This window comes from Herbaspirillum sp. C9C3, from assembly GCF_013359625.1.
Lineage (GTDB): Bacteria > Pseudomonadota > Gammaproteobacteria > Burkholderiales > Burkholderiaceae_D > Herbaspirillum.
In genome coordinates this window covers 1-15,409 of the sequence record NZ_JABFMQ010000007.1, presented here as the reverse complement: position 1 = coordinate 15,409, position 15,409 = coordinate 1, and the positions used below count along the sequence as shown (strand labels likewise).

At 63.1% G+C, this 15,409-nt stretch carries 12 protein-coding genes; 6 read left to right on the top strand and 6 right to left on the bottom strand.

Annotated elements, in window-relative coordinates; translation table 11 throughout:
* Window positions 1–71 precede the first annotated feature (71 nt).
* The 4 genes from HNO82_RS08840 to HNO82_RS08825 form a co-directional block, all read right to left on the bottom strand.
* Entirely contained in the window at window positions 72–527 is a 456-nt protein-coding gene (locus HNO82_RS08840) for a response regulator (protein WP_175343435.1), read from the bottom strand.
* 290 nt (window positions 528–817) lie between these two features.
* Entirely contained in the window at window positions 818–1,468 is a 651-nt protein-coding gene (locus HNO82_RS08835) for a response regulator (protein ID WP_008329401.1), read from the bottom strand.
* A complete protein-coding gene (locus HNO82_RS08830; protein WP_008329402.1) occupies window positions 1,469–2,932 on the bottom strand; it encodes a hybrid sensor histidine kinase/response regulator in 1,464 nt (487 codons plus the stop codon). It abuts the gene before it with no gap.
* Between the two features lie 39 nt (window positions 2,933–2,971).
* Complete coding sequence (locus tag HNO82_RS08825; protein ID WP_175343434.1) at window positions 2,972–4,774, bottom strand: sensor histidine kinase; 1,803 nt, start codon at window positions 4,772–4,774, stop codon at window positions 2,972–2,974.
* A gap of 471 nt (window positions 4,775–5,245) precedes the next feature.
* On the opposite strand from HNO82_RS08825, the gene HNO82_RS08820 reads away from it, so the two are divergent.
* The 5 genes from HNO82_RS08820 to HNO82_RS08800 all read left to right on the top strand — a co-directional run bounded on the left by HNO82_RS08820 (window position 5,246) and on the right by HNO82_RS08800 (window position 10,233).
* Entirely contained in the window at window positions 5,246–5,734 is a 489-nt protein-coding gene (locus HNO82_RS08820) for a Csu type fimbrial protein (RefSeq protein WP_175343433.1), read from the top strand.
* Between the two features lie 250 nt (window positions 5,735–5,984).
* Window positions 5,985–6,719 (top strand): fimbrial biogenesis chaperone, encoded by a 735-nt coding sequence (locus tag HNO82_RS08815; RefSeq protein ID WP_349627554.1) that lies wholly within the window; start codon window positions 5,985–5,987, stop codon window positions 6,717–6,719.
* Window positions 6,720–6,736: 17 nt separating this feature from the next.
* The gene (locus tag HNO82_RS08810; protein WP_175343432.1) at window positions 6,737–9,019 is read left to right on the top strand and encodes a fimbria/pilus outer membrane usher protein; all 2,283 of its coding nucleotides are present in this window, start codon (window positions 6,737–6,739) and stop codon (window positions 9,017–9,019) included.
* 26 nt (window positions 9,020–9,045) lie between these two features.
* Window positions 9,046–9,531: a Csu type fimbrial protein gene (locus HNO82_RS08805; protein WP_175343431.1), complete on the top strand. Its 486-nt coding sequence runs from the start codon at window positions 9,046–9,048 to the stop codon at window positions 9,529–9,531.
* Window positions 9,532–9,732: 201 nt separating this feature from the next.
* Entirely contained in the window at window positions 9,733–10,233 is a 501-nt protein-coding gene (locus tag HNO82_RS08800; protein ID WP_008329413.1) for a Csu type fimbrial protein, read from the top strand.
* A 233-nt stretch (window positions 10,234–10,466) separates the two neighbouring features.
* Here the strand turns inward: HNO82_RS08800 and HNO82_RS08795 are convergent, their stop codons facing one another.
* A complete protein-coding gene (locus HNO82_RS08795; RefSeq protein WP_175343430.1) occupies window positions 10,467–13,058 on the bottom strand; it encodes a 2-oxoglutarate dehydrogenase E1 component in 2,592 nt (863 codons plus the stop codon).
* 238 nt (window positions 13,059–13,296) lie between these two features.
* A complete protein-coding gene (locus tag HNO82_RS08790) occupies window positions 13,297–14,928 on the bottom strand; it encodes a methyl-accepting chemotaxis protein (RefSeq protein ID WP_008329416.1) in 1,632 nt (543 codons plus the stop codon).
* A 301-nt stretch (window positions 14,929–15,229) separates the two neighbouring features.
* Here HNO82_RS08790 and HNO82_RS22100 point away from each other — a divergent pair.
* Window positions 15,230–15,409, top strand: a 180-nt coding sequence (locus tag HNO82_RS22100) for a hypothetical protein (protein WP_217509856.1), incomplete at its 3' end; no start/stop codon positions are given.

Sequence of the window (15,409 nt, the reverse complement as noted above, 5' to 3'; positions counted from 1 at the left end):
CCGGGCACGGGGCATGAAGACATGAAAAAAGCGCGGCCAGGCCGCGCTTTTTCGTGGGCGTATCGCGCCGCTCAGGGCGTGGCCGCCTCATCCCCGCGCGCCGGACGATTGCGGTTGCGCCAGTAAATGCCGGTATCGGCCACCGTCCCCATGAACTCCTTGGGGTCCGTGGATTTGACAACGTAACCATTGGCGCCCAGTTCATAGCTCTGGTTGATGTCGCGCTGGTCGTCCGAAGAAGAAAACATCACCACCGGAATGTGCGAGGTGGCGGCATTGGACTTGATGATCTTCAGGAAATCGTGCCCGCTCATCAGCGGCAGGTTCAGGTCCAGCAGGATCAGGTAGGGGTGCAGGTCGCGGCGATTGGCGTATTCCCCCTGGAAGAAGAATTCCTCGGCCAGCTCCGCATCGGCAAACCAGGTCAGCTTGTCGGCCAGCTTGCGGCTGCCCAGCGCCAGGCGTGTCAACTCCGCCACTTCCGGGCTGTCGTCGACGAGGATGATGTCATATTGCTCGATATCCATGGATGGATCGCTTTCTTCAATAAATGTCACGCTGGAACCGTTCTTGTCTGGATGACCACATCACAGTCATCCTGCATCGCGTTGCCGCCTGCCCCGCCCATCCCCGGAGGCAACGCCGACCAGTCAAGGTGACTGCGGCAGCTGCCCTGCGGCTTCGTTCCAGCATCGGCGCTCTGCTTCACACCAGTACCGACGCCGATTCCCGTACTGTCAGGGGATTATTGCACAGGCATTTTCAAAAAAACTCAGAATTTTCCTGAATGTGAATATCTCTTCACTCAAGGCTTTTGTCACTTGTCCGGAGTGGCAATCCCGGTGCGGATGGCATAGCGCACCAGGCCGGGCACGTCGCGGATGTCCAGGCGCTCCATCAGCTGCGCCCGGTGGGTCTCGATGGTCTTGGCGCTGACGTTCAACTGGTAGGCGATCTCCTTGGTATTGTTGCCTTCGGCGATCAACTGCAGGATTTCGCGCTGGCGCGGGGTCAGCACTTCGACGGGCGTACCGTTTTGTGCAACACGCTTCATATAGTTATCCAGCGCCTCGCGCGAGATGTGCGAATCCAGATACTGGCGACCGTGTTTTACTTCATACAGGGCTTTTTCCAGCTCGGTGGCGGCCGAATCCTTGAAGAGATAGCCGTTGGCCCCGGCATTCAAGGCCTGCATCACGTATTCCTCGCTGCCATACATGGACAGCATCAGGAAGCGGATGGTCGGGTACTCGCCCCGCAGGCGGCGCAGCGCTTCCAGGCCGTTCATGCCTTTCATGGCGATGTCCAGCAGCACCAGGTCGGGTTTCAATTGCGGGATCATCTCGATGACCTCGGCGCCATCGGAGGCCTCACCTACCACCTCCACGCCCGGCATGGCGGTGAGCAGGGCCTTGATGCCGCTGCGCACCAGGGCGTGGTCGTCGGCCAGCATGATTCGAGTAAGCATTTACATCCTCCTGACGATGGGGGCGACCGGCAGGTGCATGACGATTTCCGTCCCTGCGCCGGGCGCCGAAGTGATATCCATGGAGCCGCCTACCAGCACCGCCCGCTCTTCCATGTTGAGCAGGCCGAAACTGGTGCCGGAAATGGCGTTGCTGCGCGCACGCTCGATGTCAAAACCACGGCCGTCATCGCGGATGCTCAGATAGACCTGATCCTGCTGGCGGTCGATCTTGACCCAGATGTTCTGGCACTTCGCATGGCGCAGGATGTTGGTGACCGCTTCCTGCACGATGCGAAAGGCGGTGTTCTCGATGTCGTGGTGCAATTCTCCGTCATGGCCGCTGCTCTCGAACCAGCCATGCACGTTGGCCAGCTTGGACTTCTGCTCCACGTAGGAACGCAGGGCCGCGATCAGTCCCAGGTTGTCCAGCTGCGGCGGGCGCAGGTCCAGCGACAGGCTGCGCACCTGGGCCAGCACGGCGGTGACGATGTCGATGCCGTTCTGCAGCGAGGGGCCTTCCAGAGAACCGGTCTTCTTGATGGTTTCCAGGTTGATCTTCAGGGCGGTGAGCGACTGGCCGACGTCATCATGCAGGCCGCGCGCCAGGTGCTGGCGTTCGCGCTCCTGCACCTCGATCACGCGCGAGGACAGCAGTTGCTGGCGCTGGATCGCCAGCTCCAGCTCGCGGCGCGACTGCTCGCGCTCGGTAACGTCGATGGCCAGACCGGCCACCATGTCACCCTTGCCTTCGCCGCTGATCGGGAAGCGCACCACATCGAGGATGCGGGCGTTGTGGTTATGGTCGAACACGGTTTCCTGGGTGTGCAGCTCGCACTTTTCTTCGAGCACCTTGCGGTCGTATTCGCGCGAGGCTTCGGCACCGCCCGTGGTCATCAGCTCGGCATCGGTCATGCCATCCATGTCATGCGGGGTCATGCCGTAGAAAGCCGATTGCGCCGGGTTGACGTAGCTGTAGCGCAGCTGCGCATCCTTGATCCAGGTCGGCATGGGGGCCGCGTTCATGAAGGCATTGAAGCGCGCCTGCATCTCGCGCAGGGCCTGGGCGCTGGCGCGTTGCTTGCGCCGCGCCTGGGCGTCGCGCAGCTCGCGGTCAACCGCGTGCGGCAGGCGGGCGATGGCGCTTTTCAAGAAGTAATCCTGGGCGCCGGCCTTCATCACTTCCACCGCCGTCTGTTCGCCGATCACGCCGGAGACGATGATGAAGGGCGTCTGGTCGTTGTGGGCCTTGACCAGCTTCAAGGCTTCCACGCCCGAGAACATGGGCATGGAATAATCCGAGATGACGATGTCCCAGCGCTGCGCCTGCAGCGCCGCCAACAGGGCCTGTTCGTCGTCGACCCGTTCCCAGGCCGGATCGAAGCCGCCGCGCTTCAACTCGCGCACCATCAGCACGGCGTCTTCTTCCATGTCTTCGACGAACAGTACGCGCAGGGGAATGCTCATGGGACCTGTCTCTCAATCTGGCTCACGGAGTTGACCTCCTCAATTTTCGTCGGAAGAGCGACGCGACTCGCCCAGGCTGGGGACCACCCCCTTGCGTGGCAGCGCAAAGTAGAAGCTGGCACCTTCCCTGGGCTTGCTCTCGGCCCATACCCGGCCGGTGTGGCGCACCACGATGCGCTGCACCAGCGCCAGGCCGATGCCGGTGCCGGCATATTCCTCCTGGCGGTGCAGGCGCTGGAAGGTGCCAAAGAGCTTGTGGGCATAGCGCATGTCAAAGCCGACGCCGTTGTCGTGCACACCGTAGACGTATTCTTCGGCATCGGCCTGCATGGTCACGCGCACGCGCGGCTGTTCGCTGCGGCTGCTGAACTTCACGGCGTTGGCAAGCAGGTTTTCCCATACCTGGGCAATCAGGCCGCGATTGGCCACGGCGCCTTCCAGATGCGCCACCTCGAAGATCACGCCGGGGTTTTCCTGCTGCAGACCGGCCACCACCTGACCCACCAGTTCCTCCATCGAGAAGCGCTGCAAGGTCAGTTCACCGGTGGTGGACTTGGCCAGCTTGAGCAGGTCATTGATCAGCGCATCCATCTTGCGCACGTTGCGCCGGATCACCTGCAATTGCTCGCGTCCCTTCTCGTCGATGGCATGGGCGTAATCCTCTTCCAGGATCATGGCATAACCGGAGATGGCGCGCAGGGGCGCGCGCAAGTCGTGCGAGACCGAATAGGAAAAGCTCTCCAGTTCCTTGTTCACGTTGTGCAGATGCTGGGCCTGGCGTTCCAGGTCGGCATTGAGGGCCTCGATCTCTTCCTCGGCGCGCTTGCGCTCGGAGATGTCATAGATGACGGTGCGGCTGATGAGCTTGCTGTTGTCGCGACTGGGGATGGCCGTGGCGTTCACCAATGCAGTGAATTCACTGCCATCGGCACGCCGGAAATTGAGGTCGATGCCGCTGATCTCGCGCTTGAGCAGGAACTGCGGATGCAGCTCCTGGGCATAACGCCGGGCGCTGGCCGGGGTCAGCAGGTCGGCCTGGGTCATGCGGCCGACCACCTGTTCGCGCGTATAGCCCAGCCATTTGAGTTCGGTATCGTTGATCTTGATGATGACCTTGTCGCTCTCGTCCACCGAGTGATAGCCGCAGGGCGCGTTGTTGTAGAGGTCCTCGATCTCGTCCGAATAGGCCTGGGCGCGCTGCTGGGCTTCCACCCGCCGCGCCATTTCCTTGCGCAGCTTGCGATAGACCAGCAGCAGCAGCGCCATGCTCAGCAGGCTGCCGCTGATGACCATGAAGATGGTCAGATTCGCGCTCATCGCGGTGTCACGCGCGCGCGTGGCCAGCAGCGCGTTCTCGTTGCCCTTCATCTGCTCGAAGCCCTGGCGGATATGATCGCTCAGCGCCTTGCCCTCAAGCACGCGGATGCGCCCCTGCTCGGGGCTCAATGCCATCAACTGGCGCGACAACTGCAGACGCTGCTGCACCAGCTCTTCGGTCTGCCGCAGCAGGCGCGTCTGCTGCGGGTTGTCGCTCAGCAGCTCACGCAACTCCTGCAGCAATACGGTGATCTGGCGTTGGCCGGTATCGAAGCCGTCGCGATATTCTTCCCGGCCCGACAGCGCGAATCCGCGCGAATTGCTGACCACGTCGCGTACGGTGGAATTGGTTTGTTCCAGCTTGTTGATCACCTGGTGGCTATGCTGCAGCCACACGGCGTGCTGCTCGAAATCGCGCACGCTGTGGTAGGAAAATGCAGCTACCCCCAGCGACAGCAGCAGGGCCAGCAGGAAGAAAATGCCGGTGCTGGCGCGCGCCAGTCCGCTTTGTCTAGTTATCGGCATGGTTCACGTTTCATTGGTCTGCCAGTCACGCTTCCGGCTTGACAGCCGGTTACCCGACCATCGGCCCGAAAGCGGCGTGCATGAAGCAAGGCTGCACGGTTTTTCACACATCTGCATTGACGGGAACCGCGCATGCCAACGCCGCCTGATGCGACCTCGGCATTCCCCCCCGGCTGCCCGCCCCCCTGTCTGCGCCAGGGCTTGAATGGGGCTGCCGAAGTTTCTCCTTGCTGCCTGTCCCGATATCGGTGTGATGGCAATCCGATATCAACTGTTTTCTTTCTGTCAGCAAATGGAACCAAATTCTTCGAATTCATGGAAAACGCTGTTGCGGGGATGCAGCAGGAGAAGCGCATCCTGCATCGGCATCCGGCATTTTCCGATTGTTTATTCGAATTAATTCTATAATAGATTCCGATGTTTACCTGTTTTTTCAGGGTCTTTTCCTGAGCTTTGACGGCGCGTCTTCTGATGAAAAATTCCCATTCCCTGTTACTGGCGGCCGGCCTGCTGTGCTGCGCCAACCTGGATGCGCTGGCTGTCTCTGCCACTGGCAACCTCGACGTTTCGGCCATCGTGCCCTCGCAATGCGTGGTGCAGAGCGCCGCCCTGCCCTTCGGGACCTATGCCGCCAGCGCGCTGCAGCAGAACGCGCAGATCGGCGTGGCCTGCTCCAATGGCACCAGCTATACCGTCAGCCTGGATGCCGGGACCGGAAGCGGTGCCAATGTGGCCACGCGCAAGCTGAGCACGACCGATGGCGTCAATACGCTCAACTATGGTCTGTATCAGGACGCCGCACGCACCCGTTCCTGGGGCAACAGCAACGGCAGCGATACCGTGGCTGGCGTGGGCAATGGCAGCACCCAGAACATCCCGGTCTATGGCTACATCCCGAGCGGGCAGACCGCTCGTGCCGGCAGCTACAGCGACGTCGTGGCCATTACTCTGTCCTACTGACCCTGAGGGCGGGCGCGCAGCGCCCGGTACCGACATGCCTTGGCGCACTCTCTTGCCGGAGAGTGCGCCATTTTTCTTGGGCAAGTGCTCTGCGCCGGCGCCTGACGGTTACTGTTGAGCAAATATTTTCTTGATTATTGATCACATTGTGTGGCTCACTTGCAACTTTCTTCACACTTGTTGTCCTGTTTCGTTTTAATCTAGCAAAAAACTGACAACGATCTGACAACCAGAGTGGAGATGTCCTGGCGTGACGAGTTCAGCATCCATAGGGGGGCGGCTGGTGCGTACGACTGCGCTGGCCTGCCTGACACTGGCGGGGGGATGGCCGATGGCCCAGGCCTCCAATTTCGAAATTGCCCCGGTGGTGCTGGAGCTCTCGTCCTCGCGTACGGCTGGCGTGATCAAGATCGTCAACAACGACAGTCACAACGTTTCGCTGCAACTGCGCGCCTACGACTGGCAGCAGGCCGACAGCAAGGATGAGCTGCAGCCCACGCAAAACCTGATCATCAGTCCGCCGGTGTTCAACCTGGCGCCCGGTGCTTCACAGGTGATCCGGGTGGTGGCCAAACAGCCTGCCGCGCCCAGCGAGATCGCCTATCGTCTGCTGATCGATGAAATCCCCTCGGCGACCGAGGGTGCCACCATCAATTTCAAGTTCCGCATTTCCATGCCGGTGTTCATCGCACCGGTGACGCCGCCCAAGGCCCAGTTGCAATACCAGCTGCGCGCCGGCAAGCCCTTGCGCTTGCAGGTCGAGAACAGCGGCAACCGGCGCGCGCGCCTGCTGGACCTGGCGCTGACGCTGCCCAATGGCAAGAAGCTGAGTGCCCCGGCCGGCGGCAATCCCTATACCCTGGCCGGCATCACCCGGCAATACCTGATCGAAAACGACACCCCGCTTGCCGTGGGCAGCCGAGTCAAGCTGACTGCCAGCAGCGATGCCGGGCCGATTGAGGCCGAACTCACCGTGGTGCCTTGATTCGCGCGGCACGCTGCTTGCTCTGCCTCACTCTGGTCTTGCTCATGGCCATGGTGGCGCTGGCACGGGCGGCCGAGCCGGGGGACGAGATCCTCTTGCTGGAGGTTTCCATCAATGGCCGGGGCACCAGCCTGGTGGCGCAGTTCACGCGACGCCAGCAGGCGCTCTATGCCACGGCGGCGGAGTTGCGCAGCCTCAGGCTGCGGGTCGATGGCGCCGATGAAGAGCTCATCGCCCTGCGCGCCATTGCCACGGCGGTCGACCTCGACGAGGCCGGCGCCAGGATCAACCTGACGGTTCCAGCCCGTTTCATGAATACCACCGACATCGACGCCGCCAGCATCACCAGCAAGGTCCCCCTGTCACCGGGCGGGCGCGGGCTGGTGCTGAACTACGACCTGCTGGCCTCCAGCAGCCAGAACCAGCATGCACTGGGCGGGCTGTTCGATGCCCGCTGGTTCTCCGGCAGCAGTGTCTTCAGTTCCACCGGCCTGGGCTATGCCGGCAACAGCGGCGGCGTATCGGCGCGGCTGGAATCGACCTATACCTATTCGGACCCGGCCACGCTCACGCGCTATCGCCTGGGCGACGTCATCAATGGCAGTCTTGCGTGGAGCCGCTCGGTGCGCCTGGGCGGCTTCCAGTACGCTTCGGATTTCAACCTGCGGCCGGACCTGGTGCGCTTCCCGACGCCATCGCTGGGCGGCGAGACGGTGGTGCCCTCCACCGTCGACCTGTTCGTCAACGGCGTACGCCAGCTCTCGCAGCCGGTCCCCCCCGGCCCCTTCGAGATCCGCCAGCCGCCCATTGCCAGCGGCGCCGGGCAGATCGCCGTGGCCGTCACCGATGAACTGGGGCGCCAGACCTTCCGTACCATCAACTTCTACGCCACCGACCGGCTGTTGAAACCGGGCCTGTCTTCCTATTCGGCCGAGGGTGGCTGGGTGCGCCGCAACTACGGCCTGCGCAGCAACGACTACGGCCAGTTCGCGCTCTCCGGCACGGCACGCCATGGCATGAGCGACTGGCTCACGCTGGAAGGCCATGCCGAAGCCATGCGCCAACTCGGGCTGGCCGGTGGCGGCGCCGTCTTCAACCTGGGCAACCGGGCGGTGCTGGCCAGTTCGCTGGCGGCCAGCAGCAGCCAGGCCAGTTCGGGTCAGCAGGTGTCGCTGGCCATCGAGCGCAACGCCGATCCGGTAAGCCTGTCACTGTCGCGCACCCAGTCCACCCGCGGCTACCAGGATATCGGCGCACTGCAGGGCGCCCCGGTCGCGCGCAGCGCCACGCTGGCCACGCTGGGCCTGAACCTGCGTGACTACGGCTCACTGAGCCTGGCCTATGCGCGCAGCAAGAGTCCGCTGCTCTTCACGGACCTCGGCACCAGCAGCCTGGCCGACAGCGAGACCGTCACCCTGACCTGGTTCAAGTCCGTGGGCAGCAGTAGCAACCTCTATCTGACGGCGTACCGGGACTTCCGCAACAGCGGCTATGGCGCCACCATCGGCCTGATCATCCCCTTCGGCGGACGGGATGTGGCCGGTGGCAGCGTGAGCAACAACAATGGCCAGCGTACCAGCACGCTGCAGGCGAGCCGTTCGACGGTGGCCATCGGCGACCTCGGCTGGCAACTGCAGGATACCGAGGGCAGCTATCGCCAGCGCATCGGCCAGCTCAACTACAAGAGTCGTTATGGCAGCCTGAGCGCGGCAGCCTCGCAATCGGCCCAGGTCTCCAGTGAGCGTCTGGGTGCGCGCGGTGCCCTGGCCTTCATGGACGGCAGCGCCTTTGCTACCGACTGGATCGATGACAGCTTTGCGGTAGTCGATACCAGCGGCGTCAAGAACGTGGGCATCTACAACGAAAACCGCTACGTCGGCCGTACCGACGACAAGGGGCAATTGCTGCTCACCGACCTGCGTGCCTATGACGTCAACAAGATTTCGGTGGACGTGCTGGACCTGCCGCTGACGCTGCAACTGGACCAGTCCGAACAATACGTGCGGCCGCGTGACCGCGCGGGCGTGGTGCTGCATTTCAATGCCCGGCGCGCCTCCGATGTGACCCTCATCCTCAAGGATGCAAAGGGTGAATTCATTCCCCTGGGATCGTCCATCCGCGTGCGCGAAAGCGGCCTGCAGGCACCGGTCGGTTACGACGGCGTGAGCTATCTGCAGGAGCTCGGGCCGGTCAACACGCTGGATGTGCTGTTGCCCTCGGGCGCGCGCTGCCAGGCCACGCTGACGCCGCCGGCGCGCAGTGACGGCGGCATGCGCAATGAAGTCGTGATCTGCCGTTGAAGGGCGGCCCGCATCATGGAGAGCACATGAAGAACCAGATCCATCCCCTGCCCCTGGCCGTCATGGCGCTGGCCATCGTCACCGGCTGCCTGCCGGCACAGGCGCAGCAGCTGTGCTCGGCGGCGTCCAATCCGGTGTCCTTCGGGCTCTATGACCCGCAGTCGAGCAACCACATCGACAACAGCGGCAGCATCACCGTGACCTGCCAGGCCACCGTTTCGCTGCTGATCGCCTATACCGTCAAGCTCAGCGCCGGCAGCAGCGGCGCCTATGCGCAGCGCAAGATGCTCAGCGGCACCAACAGCCTGAACTACCAGACCTATCTCGATGCCGCGCGCACCCAGGTGTGGGGGGATGGCTCCTCCGGCACCGGTTTCATCACGGATGGATACCTGCTGCAGTTGCTGGCGCCGGTGAGCAGGAGCTATACCGTCTACGGGCGCGTGCCCGGCAGCCAGAACGTCAAGGCAGGCAGTTATCTGGATACCTTGACGGTGCTCATCACCTATTGAGCGCGCCGCCGGGTGGTACGGATGAGCTTGAGAGGCGTTCTCGTTGCGATTCAGGTTTTCCCTGACACCAAAGGACGGGGGGCTAGGGAATCGCCGGATGCCGGTGACGGGCCTGAGAAATTAAAGTGTCTCCATACCAACGCTGCACAGGGAAGTTCTTGCAAGGGGCGAGGACGGGGCAGCCAGACAAGGAGAAACAGCATGTTCTTCATCAAGCAAAATCGTTTCGTCGCCGCTTCCATCGCCGCCGTGGTGCTGGCCTCGAGCGCACCCACCTCCTTTGCTGCCACGGCCAGCGGCACGCTGACCATCAGCGCTTCAGTGGTCGCCGCCTGCACCGTGGTTGGTTCGGCCATCGCCTTCGGCGCCTACACCCAGAGCGTGGTGAACCAGACCGGCACCATTACCGTGCTGTGCACCAACGGCACTGCCTACAACGTCGGCCTGGATGCCGGCACCGGCACCGGCTCCACGGTGAGCAACCGCAAGATGAGCGCAGCCGGCGGCGGCACCCTGAACTATGCGCTGTACCGCGACTCGGCCCGCAGCAACAACTGGGGTTCGACCATTGGCACCGATACCCTGACCGGCACCGGTTCCGGCCTGACCCAGACGCTGACCGTCTATGGCCAGATCCCGGCAGCCCAGACGCCGCTGGCCGGTTCCTATTCGGATACCGTGACCGTGACGCTGACGTACTGAACGGATGAATGAAGAAATGAAGAAATGATGGAATGAATGGCCGACAGGCCGGCATGACGCGCTTTTGACCCAAGGATCATGCCGCCGCCATTGCACTGCAGCTTGACCATGCGCCAAGGTAAGGACTACAACGTCAGCTGTGACGGATACCGGGGAAACCGGAGGGGGTGGGCGGTGTACTTCAGGATGAAGTACACCGTTTTTTTTCGTTCTGCGGGCGCAAGTTCCGCGACCTACACCGGGAAGACGGCCTCTACCAGCGCCGCTTGCTGGGCGTAATGACGGGTCTTGGAGGCGGTCGGTCCCGAATCGGTATCAGGGCGGGTCACCGCCCGCAGTCCTGCCTGTGCCGGCAAGGATGCTTCGATGGCATCGCGCACGCACAGCCAGGCACCCTGCTTGCGTTCTTCCTCCTGCACCCAGATCACTTCCTCCAGGTTCGGATAGCTGCGCAACACCTCAGCCAGCCTGTCCTGCGGGAAGGGATGCAGCTGCTCCACGGTCAGCAAGGCGGTCCGCACATCGCCGGCACGGGTCCGTCCATCGACCAGGTCGTAATACACCTTGCCGCTGCACAGGACCACCCGCCGCACCTGTTCTTCCGGCAGTGCCTCGGCGTCGGGCATCAGCGTCTGGAAGCCGCCCTGCAACAGCGCCGACAACGGCGACTGCGAACCCGCCTGGCCATGCAGCACCGACTTGGGCGTGAAGACGACCAGTGGACAGTCTGCCTGCAGCGCCTGCTCGCGCAGCAGGTGGAACCACTGCGCCGAGCTGGCCGGACAGGCCACGCGCAGGTTCTGTTGAGCGCACAGCAGCAGCATGCGGCTCAGATAAGCGGTCGAGTGCTCCGGTCCCACGCCCTCATAGCCATGCGGCAGCAGCACGGTCAATGCCGAGGGGTAGCCCCATTTGCCGCGGCCTGAGCTGATGTACTGGTCAATCATGATCTGGGCGCCATTGACGAAGTCACCGAACTGGGCCTCCCAGATCACCAGGGCGCCAGCGCCATTACCGGCAGCGGCCTGGACGCTGAAGCCGTATTCGAATCCCAGTACGGCTTCTTCACTGAGCGGCGAATTGATCACCTCCAGCGCGGTGCCGGGCGCGGCCACCTGGCGCAGCGGCCAGAAAGCCTGCTGCACGCCTTGCGCGGCATCGATCGCATGCCACACGGCGTGGCGCTGCATGAAGGTGCCGCGCTGCACATCCATGCCCGAAATGCGCAGGCCCCGCCCTTCCCACAGCAAGGAGGCATAGGCCATGTTCTCGGCAAAGTTCCAGCTGCAGGGCTGATCGGGCGTACTGACGCAGTCCTGCCACTGGCCGATCAGTCGCGTGATGGCGGGATGGGTGGCAAAGTCTTCGGGCAGGCGCGTCATGCGTTCGACGAACTGGCGCAGGCGCTGCAGGTCTGGCGCCGCGGGCTTGCCGGCCAAGGCGGCTGCGCTCCGAGCGCTTGCCGGAGCCGACGCACGGCTGCCGCGGAACCCCGCCAGGGCCTGCTGGCTGCTGGCTGCCAGCAACGCCGCCCCCTCCTCCGAACCCGGCCAGCCGGCCTGGGCATAGAGCTGCGTGACGGGCGGATGCTTGTCGATGAAACCGTGCAGCAGGGGCTGGGTCACGGTTGCGGTGTCCTGTTCGGCATGACCCCAGCGGCGATAGCCGACCAGGTCGATCACCACATCGGCGCCGAACTGCATGCGATAGTCAAAGGCCATGCGCGCCGCCCGCAACACCGCCTCCGGCTGGTCGGCATTGACGTGCAGTACCGGCGCGCCGACGATGCGGGCGATGTCGGTGCAATAGCCATGATTGAGGGGATCGAGCGGATTGGGCGTGGTAAAACCGATCTGGTTGTTGACGATCACATGCACCGTACCGCCCACGGTGTAGCCGGGATGCTGGGCCAGCTTGAGCGACTCCATCACCACGCCCTGGCCGCAGAAGGCGGCGTCACCATGGATCACCACCGAGGCTGGCATGGCCGATTGCGGATGCGCTGCGCGATAGCCGCGCACCATGCCCAGCAGGACGGGATAGGCGCTCTCCAGGTGCGAGGGATTGTGGGCCATGAACAGGCCCAGGGGGCCATGGGCAGTGGCGCGGACGGTCTCGGCACCGAGGTGGTAGGGCAGGTCCACGGCCTCAGCTGCCGCTTGCGTGGTGCGGCTGGCATCAAAGTAGGCCACGATGTCGGCGGCCGGCATCTGCATCAGGTTCACCAGCAGATTGAGGCGGCCGCGATGCGGCATGGCCAGGAACAATCGCTCCAGCTGATAGAAGCTGCTGCGTTCGACCAGGGCATCCATCAACACCAGCAGGGCTTCGCAACCCTCCAGGGAAAAACGCTTGGCCTGCGGATAGTCTTGCTGCAGATAGTGCTCCCACTGCTGCGCAGCAGCCAGCCGGGCCAGCACGGCGGCACGCTCCTGGGCTCCCGGCTCGGCACCGGGGTCGCGTGTGGCCAGCCGGGCGAAGAGCCACTGGCGGCGCGCTTCATCGCGCACGCCACTGGCGTCCAGCCCGAGCGGTCCGCAATAGAGCCGACTCAGAAAATGCGTCAATTCCTTCACATTGGTCAGACCCAGCCCATCCAGAAAGCGGTGTTGGGCCAGGGCCAGGTCCTCATCCTTCAGATCATGACTTTGTGGCAGCAAGGCGGGGATTTCGGGCACGGAGAGCGTGCCCAGGGGATCGATGTCGGCAATCCGATAGCCTTCGTTGCGATAGGCCTCGATGAAGGAGTGAATGCGCGCGTGGGCCAGGGCCTGGCGCGGATCGGACAACTGCTCGGCGGCGGCGGGAGAGTGGTGGAGCGTCATGGCGAACCTTTCTGGGCAAGGACGTGGGCAGGCCGCGCGCAACGCCCCGCAGGCGATGACGACACGCGCGACGGACGCGCGCCCTCCCCCGCCAGCCGACTGCCAGGCGCTTGATGGCCTGGTGCGGCAGCTGTTCATGGTGGGACGCTTTGTTCTTGTCGCACCCGCAGTGATGAAGCGGGCGCGGTCTCCTCGCGGAACCGGGATCAGGCGGCGGGTGCGCCGCCCGGCTGAGGCATCAGCCCTGGATCAGGGACAGCTCGGGCTGAATGATCTTTTCGCGCGGACCATTGCGCGGTGGCGTGGCGTAGGCATGGGCCAGCAATTCGCTCAGACGGAAGCGCCCCATCAGTGCCGACAGCTGTTCGGCCTGCGATTGCAGGGCCTTGGAGGCGGCGGCGTTCTGCTCCACCAGGGCCGAGTTTTCCTGGGTCATCTGGTCCATCTGGCTGATGGCCTGGTTGATCTGCTCGATGCCCTCGCTCTGCTCCTTGCTGGAGGCGCTGATATCGGTGATCAGGTCGGTGGCGTGCTTGATGCTGGCGATGACTTCATCGATGGTCTCCACGGTCTGTTCGACGATGGTGCTGCCGGCCTTGACGTGGCCGACCGATCCCTCGATGAGCGACTTGATTTCCTTGGCGGCCACCGCGCTGCGCTGGGCCAGACCACGCACTTCGCTGGCCACGACGGCAAAACCGCGTCCGTGCTCACCGGCGCGGGCCGCTTCCACCGCGGCGTTCAGCGCCAGCAGGTTGGTCTGGAAGGCAATGCCGTCGATGACCGTGATGATGTCGGCGATCTTGCCGGAGGAGGTGCTGATGGCGCTCATGATGTTGACCACCTGCTCCACCGATGCCCCGCCCCGCACTGCCACGTCGGAGGCCGAGACGGCCAGCTCGCTGGCCTGGCGGGCGTTGTCGGCATTCTGGCGCACCGCCGAGGTCAGTTGCTCCATGGCCGAGGCGGTTTCTTCCAGCGAGCTGGCCTGCTGCTCGGTGCGATCCGACAGGCTCAGATTGCCCTGTGCCAGTTCGCGCGCGGCCATGTCGATGGCCGAGGTGCCATTGCGTACGTTGGAGACGGTGTCATGCAGGTTATCGCTCATGTGCTGCAGCGCCTGCAGCAGACGACTGATTTCGTCCTTGCCCGCGGCATCGAGGCGGTAGGACAGGTCGCCCTGAGCCACGGCTTCGGCCAGTACGACGGCGTGGCGCACGGGAGCGGTGATGGAGCGCGTGATGAGCACGCCGATCACCGAGGCCACCACCACGGCCACGGCTGCCAGCACGAGCATCTGGATCACGGCAAGCTGACCGTCTTCAGCGGCCTGCGCGGAATCGTCCACCATTTCCTGTGCCAGCGAGTTGACCATCTTGTCGACCATGACGAAGTAATCCACCTGCAGGCGCGACATGTCGCCCTGGTACAAGGTAGTGGCCTCGGCGCGCTCGCCGGTCTTCATCAGCTCGAAGAACTTGCGGACGGTCACCCCATAGGCCGAACGGGCCTTGGTCTGTTCTGCATAGAGGGCCTTGGTCTTGTCGGAATCGAGCAGACCTTCCAGCTTCTTGTAAGCTTCGGTGTTGGCACGGCGCAAGCCGGCATAGTCATCCATGTACCGGGCCGATGCCTCCGGCGTGGTGGCCAGCAGGATGTTGGAGAGCACTGCGTTGGCCTTGTAGCCATTGTTCTTGATCTGGTTGCTCAAGGCGATGAGCTGGTATTTCTCGTTGACGATGCTGTTGATTTCAGCATTGTTGGAAGACTGGTTCCTGACGCCGACCATGGCCGTGACCACGATCAGCAGCAAGACTATTGCAAATGCGCCGCCCAGGCGGACGCCAATGTTGAAATTGGCGAGCTTCATCGCTACCCCCTTGTAGATCCCATTAGATGCCTACGTGCAGGCCCAGGCCGGACGACATCACCCCGCGTCGTCACGCTTTCCCTGTTTGTCCATGACACTGCACGACCTTGCGAATCCGCCTGACCATCTCTTGGGTTCTTCTCACATCGTTGGGGAGCGGCTCACGCCCTTCTTCCTCGGCCCGCACAAAGCGGACCGGGTTCCCTCAAACACATGTCTGCCCCGGCGTGTGCCGGTCTCCTGTTTTTTGAGAAACTGCAAATTCAGGCTTAGTTTAAACATTTCCATAGAGAAAAAATACATGAAACTCACATTTATTTGGGGAGTGTCGCGTAAATTTGTCATTCAACCTGAGCAGCAATCGTTGCATGGTGAATACCGAGTACAAACAAAAACGCCCCATTCTTTCGAATGGGGCGTTTTATTTGGCGGAGCGGACGGGGCTCTCCTACACAAGCGCAGGCCGCGGAATCGCTTGCAA

What these genes read in the sequence shown, in the direction of transcription:
- HNO82_RS08840 (WP_175343435.1), bottom strand. Translation starts at nt 527, where the DNA reads ATGGATATCGAGCAATATGACATCATCCTCGTCGACGACAGCCCGGAA.
- HNO82_RS08835 (WP_008329401.1), bottom strand. Translation starts at nt 1,468, where the DNA reads ATGCTTACTCGAATCATGCTGGCCGACGACCACGCCCTGGTGCGCAGC.
- HNO82_RS08830 (WP_008329402.1), bottom strand. Translation starts at nt 2,932, where the DNA reads ATGAGCATTCCCCTGCGCGTACTGTTCGTCGAAGACATGGAAGAAGAC.
- HNO82_RS08825 (WP_175343434.1), bottom strand. Translation starts at nt 4,774, where the DNA reads ATGCCGATAACTAGACAAAGCGGACTGGCGCGCGCCAGCACCGGCATT.
- HNO82_RS08820 (WP_175343433.1), top strand. Translation starts at nt 5,246, where the DNA reads ATGAAAAATTCCCATTCCCTGTTACTGGCGGCCGGCCTGCTGTGCTGC.
- HNO82_RS08805 (WP_175343431.1), top strand. Translation starts at nt 9,046, where the DNA reads ATGAAGAACCAGATCCATCCCCTGCCCCTGGCCGTCATGGCGCTGGCC.
- HNO82_RS08800 (WP_008329413.1), top strand. Translation starts at nt 9,733, where the DNA reads ATGTTCTTCATCAAGCAAAATCGTTTCGTCGCCGCTTCCATCGCCGCC.
- HNO82_RS08795 (WP_175343430.1), bottom strand. Translation starts at nt 13,058, where the DNA reads ATGACGCTCCACCACTCTCCCGCCGCCGCCGAGCAGTTGTCCGATCCG.
- HNO82_RS08790 (WP_008329416.1), bottom strand. Translation starts at nt 14,928, where the DNA reads ATGAAGCTCGCCAATTTCAACATTGGCGTCCGCCTGGGCGGCGCATTT.